Below are 6215 nucleotides of genomic sequence, written 5' to 3'. Positions count from 1 at the left end.
GTGGTCAATTTTGGTCGCGCATCAACAGCGAAGCCACCATTCGGACTCCGGAACACCATGTCGATACCATGATTCCTTCCGCCTCCGTAACGGAAGTCATTGTCGACAAGAGTGTAGCCACGCGCGGTCATCCTCTCGAATGCGTAGACAAGGCCCCTAGCCTCGTCGGCTCTGGCCCCATTGATCAGGCGTGATAGCGCAGCAGCCTGTCCGGGGTTTGATTCAGCGAGCGCTGCAATCTTGCTCCTACCCGTCGCTCGATATCCGATTCCCTCCAGTTGACCCAAGAGAGCCTCGGCGCCCGGAGTCTCAACTCTGGTCACCGCCCTAAGTGCCTGATCTAGCCCGAAAAGCCGCTTCAGCTTCAGCCCGAAGGACGTCAGCTTGCTCGTGGAGTCAACGGCATCGATTGCCGTATCGGCCACGCTCAACGAGCGCTCTGTCAGTTTCGCGGCTCCATAGCCTGTCACGAGCGTGAGGGCCACATCAGCTATGAGCCCACCGCCGAATATGGCCTTGTCGGCCTTCGGAAGGGTCTCCCAGTATTGATAGGCGTAATCAACGATTCTTGGGCCGATCTCCTCGTGTTCTAGCGCGGCGCCGGTCAGTTCGATTATCGGTTTAAGTGAGTCGTGCGCCTTACTTCCCTTTTCCCATGCCCAAAGCCCGATCCCCGCTGGGCCGTGAACACCGTAACCGCTCTGTACGTAGTCAACGAAGCCGCTGCTGACCAGACCGACAACACCAATTACGGAATCAATTGTGCCCTGCATATACCCGCCGAGCACGACGAAAGCTTGTTCGGCGAGACTAACCCGATCAAAGCTTTCATCATGGGCAGGCTTAATGTGCCTTGCGTCGGCTATGCTCTCGTCGAGGAACGCAACCACTTCCTCAAGGAGTGCCGATTCTTTGGCCAGGAGCCCATCGACACCCGCGGGCTGGGGATCAGCGCCTGGGATTCCCCAGTTGTGGTTAACACCCTCAAACGCACGCCAGCTATGATCTTCCTCAAGGGACATATCGCGAGCAGGGGCAGTTGCAATGAGGTAACCGTCGCTCGCTTCGAAGTACCGCGCGATTTCTTCTCGCAATTCGCGATCTGCGACCTCATTGTCGGCGGCGATCTTGTGCTGGGTTGTCATTCGGTTGGCCAGCATGGTCCCGAAGGCATCGGCCAGCACCATTCCGTAGTTGGCCCCCTTGTCTAGGCCAACCTGCCGGCGCAGATGGTGGCTGACCAGGCCGCCGGCAGCTCCTCCGACGAAGTCCTTAACCATCTGTCCGGTTTCGGTCTCGAGGTTCAGCCTAGACCCAACCGCGCCCGCAACGGTGCTGCCGATACCGGCCGATACCGCACTTATCGCCACGCTCTTCCAGCTAAAGGACGTGTCCACGCCCGCAATGCGGTCCGTAGCCTGGCGTACCAGATTGCTGGAGATGCCGCTGACTACACCCTGGCCGAAGGCGGTCTCTCCGAAGGCACCCAGCTTGCCGGTAATCTTGCTGAGCAGCTCCAGCTTCCCTAACCCCGCCGTCAGGCCGGCGGCAAGTCCGGAGGACGCCGCGCTCCGCCAGCTGAAGCTAGCTACTCCCAATCCGCTCCCTATGGCCTGCCCTGCCACCGAGCCCACGAACGCACTTGCGGCGGCCAGACCCATGCTGCTGCCCATAGAACCAATGCCCGCGGCCATGATCTGGCCGAACGTGTTACCGGCAGCCGTGATTCCTGCTGTGCCTAAGCCTGCAGTGTAGACCGTGACAACAATGGTAACGACGACCATGATGATCTGCCCGATCGCACCGCATCCTTGGTCCGGCGGCGGAATGTACGGCAGGCTCGGCGTCGTCGGCCCGGTGATCTCACCCGGATCGTAGGGCTTGAAGGTGCTCGCGTCGTTGAGGCTGGTCTTGACCTCGGGGACGGTCAGGGTGCTGCCGGCCACCAGGGCGTCGTCGCCGCCCAGGCCGTTGGCGTCGGCCAGCACATACCACAGCTGGTCATTGCCGTAGACACGCGCAGCAATGGACTTGAGCGTGTCGCCCTGCTGGACCTGGACTTGGGAACGACCGAGGCTGGTGTTGCTGAAGCCGGTGAGCTGTCCAAGCACGTCCAGCTTTCCGGCCTGGTCCTGCGTGGCCACCAGCTGTCCGGACACGTAGGTCATCAGGTGGTTGTCACGTTTGTCGTACCAGGCCTCGCGCTCTGCCTTGGTCAGCGCATCCCAGTCCGCCTGGCTGATCAGGCGCGGAGCAATGTTCTGGAGCTTGTTGGCACCCTCGTCCTTACCCTGGACCCACTGGCCATCGTCCTTGTAATGATCCTGGCGGCGGATGATCTGCCCGTCCGCGTTGTAGGCGAACTTGCGCCTGGACTCCAGATCGTCGGTGTCGGGAATCGGAGTCTTGTCCACCACTTGGGAACGGCGACCGGCCGCGTCGTACGTACTGGTAGACGTCGTGGTCTTGAAGCTGCTGTTCGAGCTTGTTCCCGTGATCGACGCTTCGAGATAGCCGGTCCGGTTCTGGTAGGTAAAAGTGTATGTGTGCGTGAACGTCTGGTTCGCCTGCGAGCTATAGCCGCTGCTCCCGACCCACGTTGGCGCATGCTTGATGTATCGGTAGGTGGTCAGACGACCGGCGGCATCGTAGCCACTCGCTCCGCCGGCAGTGGTGTAGTGCACCCCTTCGAGAAGCGTGAGGACGGAAAGGTCCGTGCTCTGCTTCACTGGATCTGCCACAAATCCATTCGGGGCGATAATCTGGACCCACTGGAACCGCTGATCGGCTGCCGGATCCTGCAGCGGCGCGGGCGTGGCATTGGCGCGTCGGCCCAGAGTTTGCTGACTGACGACTCGTCCGTCGGCATCGTAGGTGTACAGGGTGGCTTCCGCGAGGAGGCCGCCGATGTCCACGCCGACAATCATCCCCTCGCCGTCCTTGACGGCGAGGGTTTGGCCCGGCGGGAAGTACCCAACGGACTTCGTCAGTCGGCCTGCTTCGTCGTAGTGATTGACGGTGCTGACGGCATAGGCATTGGCCGTGGTCGCATAGGAGGACCGAAGTCGCTCGCCACGCTCGGTGTAAGTCTGGCTGTGAATCGTCTGGCCGAAATCACCCTGGGAGATCTGCGCAATCTCCCGTCCGAGTGCGTCGTACTGGACCAGATAGCTTGGGCGCCCCAGCCGTGGCGCCTCGGTCAGGATCTGACCGTTCTCCAGCTTGCCATTAACGATCTTTACGCGGTTCTCTGCGTCATAAGTGAACCACGCTTCCTCACGATTCAGCCCTCCGGTTGAGCTCATCGAAGTCGTTTGGACCATCTCAGGCTCCATCAACGACATCGCCATCGACTCATCCGTGGACGCCGCCTGCTCAAAGATTGAGTTCCTGGACGTAATCAGCGGTTGAGACTGAGGGTCAAGCGGTCCGCCCGGACCACCGCCTCCGCCACCACCACCGCCCCCGCTTGCGAGGATGGTGAGAACAAAGCTGTCGCTAACGGTGCCGCCATGGCCGTCATTCGCGGTTACGGTAATCGTATGGCTGCGATTTGCCGTGACGTAAGGAGCATCGTAGATGAAAGACCGCGTTGCGGAATTGAACGCCATCCCAAACGGCATGCCTGATGCCGTGTAGGTGAGGGTGTGGCCGTTCGGGTCGCTGAATGTCCCAGCGTAGAACGCGAAGTACCAAGTCTGGCTTCTTTGAACAGTCTGGTCCGGGATCGGACTCGCCACCACAGGCGGGCTATTCGGAGGCGTCGTAACCGTCAAGGTGAACGTATCACTGACGCTACCACCGTACCCGTCGCTCGCGGTGACGGTGATGTTGTAGGTGCCGCTCACCGGCGAAGCATAGTTGAAGGTCCGCGTCGACGCATTGAAAGTCATGCCGGACGGCATGCCGGACGCGCTGTACGTCAACGAATGGTTGTTGCCATCCTGGAACGTGTTGCTCGGAACGGTGTAGCTCCATGCCACGCCCGAGTGCCCGGACCGGTTCGGGATCGGGTTGGCCACTGTCGGTGCCACATTCACCGTGAGGATGAACGTATCTGAGGCTGTGCCGCCGGCACCGTCGTTCGCCGTCACGGTGATCGAATAGGTCCCCGACGCGGCATTGTTGTAGGTGAACTTCCGGGTTCCAGCGTTGAAGGTCATGCCGGAGGGCATGCCCGACGCACTGTAGGTGAGCGTCTGGCCGTTAGGGTCGGTGAATGTCCCACTGGGTACGGTGTAGGACCAGTTGTTGCCCGCCTGCACGACCTTGTCCGCGATGGGGCTGGACACGTACGGTGCCTGGTTGGGGCCAACCGAGACCAGGAACATACGATCGACGAACTTGTTGTACTCATCCGCGGCACGAATGCGAACGGAGAACTCCTGTTCGGAAGGCGCCGTTCCCGAGAACGTCCGCGTGGTCGGGTTGAAGGTCAGCCACGACGGGAGCGGATCGACCTGCCAATAGGAAAACCCTGGCTCACCAGGGCCCGGCGATGGCTCCTCCACCCAGGTGACCTTGACGGCAGAAAGGGATACAGGCGACCCCTCGGGATCCACGAACGCATTCGTCGGAATGGTGTATGACCAGGGAGAGCCCGCCACCAGGAACTGGTTGCTTACCGTGCCGCTCGTGTAGACAGGCGCCTGGTTCAGGGCCAAGTTCACGATATCGATAGTTAAGGTTGTCGAAGACGACATCCCATCGCTGTCTGTTGCAGTGAACCGCACGGTGATACTGGAATTGTGCGCGAGGTTCGACGGAACGCCGTTGCTGTTCACTACCAGGCGCGCCGCAGCTCCCTCACCTTCAATCGCCACGTCAAGCCAGTAGGGGAGCGCGGAACCGCCCGGACGATCGGCTTCAACAGTGAAGTCGTCACCGTTGACATCGGTAAAAACGAGTGATAGATCGCGTTCAAAAGTGAAGGACGATCCTGCATAGGCGGTCGCGTTCGGCACTGCGAAGGCAGTTGGTGCTACAGGCGCCTTGACATCCAGGGACACCGTGATGTCGCGGGTTGCACCGCTGAGGTCCGTTGCCCTCAGCTTGAAGCTGCTCGCTCCAACGTGGCCAGAACCGGGGGTACCGTTTACCAGTACCGCATCACCTGTGCTGACGACGCTCAGCCATGCCGGAACCTGCCCAACCAGGCTCAGGCTGAGCTGATCACCGATATCCGCGTCCCTGAACAGCTCGCTAAGCAGGTACTCCTGGCCAAACGGCTGACCGGTCTTGATGAGGTAGGAAAGGCTGCCGGATCCGATGACAACCGGGGCCGTGTTTCCTGTCTTCAGGCTTGCGGTGAATGTAGCCACCGCGGTGGCGCCGGAGGGATCCGTCGCCTTGATCTGAATCGACGCGGATTGCCCGGCGGTGCCAGATCCGCTGTAGGTAAACACCCACTCGCCGGTTACCTCGTCCCTACGGTAGTTCAGCCAGGCGGGAAGGGCGCCCGTGGCACCTTGCGTCACCGTGAATCCGAGATCCTGACCCTCTGGGTCACTGAAGTAATCAGCGGGGTGCCAGCGCCACTCCGTCGCTTGGCCTACCTTGAGGTTCACCGAGGCCGGATTGGCCGTCCTGATGGGGGCCGAGTTGGCCGCGACGATTGGCGTAACGCCCGGCCCATAGCCACTATGGGCCACGACGCGTCGCCTGTTGCCGACGGCATCGTAGGCGTACTCGAGATCCAGGAACCGCTGCCCGTTGGCCCACATATCGTCACTGGTCACGCGCGACACGCGATTGTGGCTGTCGTAGCTGACGCGGGTCACCACATCAACTTCCAGAGCGGCGTTATAGTTCCGCTCATAGGTCCGGTTGCCTGCCGCGTCGTACTCGTACTCGGTGAATTCGCCCGCCGATAGCTGTACGCGCTTCACCAGGCCGTTGGCGTAATAGGTGACGGAACGAGTCAGACCCAATGAGCTGCTGGTCTCAGTCGAGAGCTGACCATTTGCCTGATAGCTGTAGTTGTAGTCCCTACCGCCCAAGTCCTTATGGTCGATGGCCCTTCCATGAACATCGAACTCCCAGGTCATCTGGTGGTTAAGCCCGGTGCGCTCGAGCACCTTGTTGCCGAAGGCGTCGTACGAGTAGTTCATCTCGACGCCAGCGGCACTTCGGCTCAGGAGCATCAGCCCTCGCGAATCGTAGTCAAAGCGCTGGATGTGGCCTAGGGCTGTTGATGCGCGACCAAAATTGACCAC

The 6215-nt window shown here is 60.8% G+C and carries 1 protein-coding gene; it reads right to left on the bottom strand.

The window, feature by feature from the left end; translation table 11 throughout:
* Positions 1-6143 (bottom strand): putative Ig domain-containing protein (locus tag C6N40_RS13795; RefSeq protein WP_162782258.1); only part of this gene is annotated, 6143 nt, incomplete at its 3' end.
* Between the last annotated feature and the right edge of the window lie 72 nt (positions 6144-6215).

The sequence above is a fragment of the Arenimonas caeni genome (assembly GCF_003024235.1).
Classification (GTDB): domain Bacteria; phylum Pseudomonadota; class Gammaproteobacteria; order Xanthomonadales; family Xanthomonadaceae; genus Arenimonas; species Arenimonas caeni.
The sequence above is the reverse complement of the archived record's forward strand: the minus strand, read 5'-3'. Positions and strand labels throughout refer to the sequence as shown.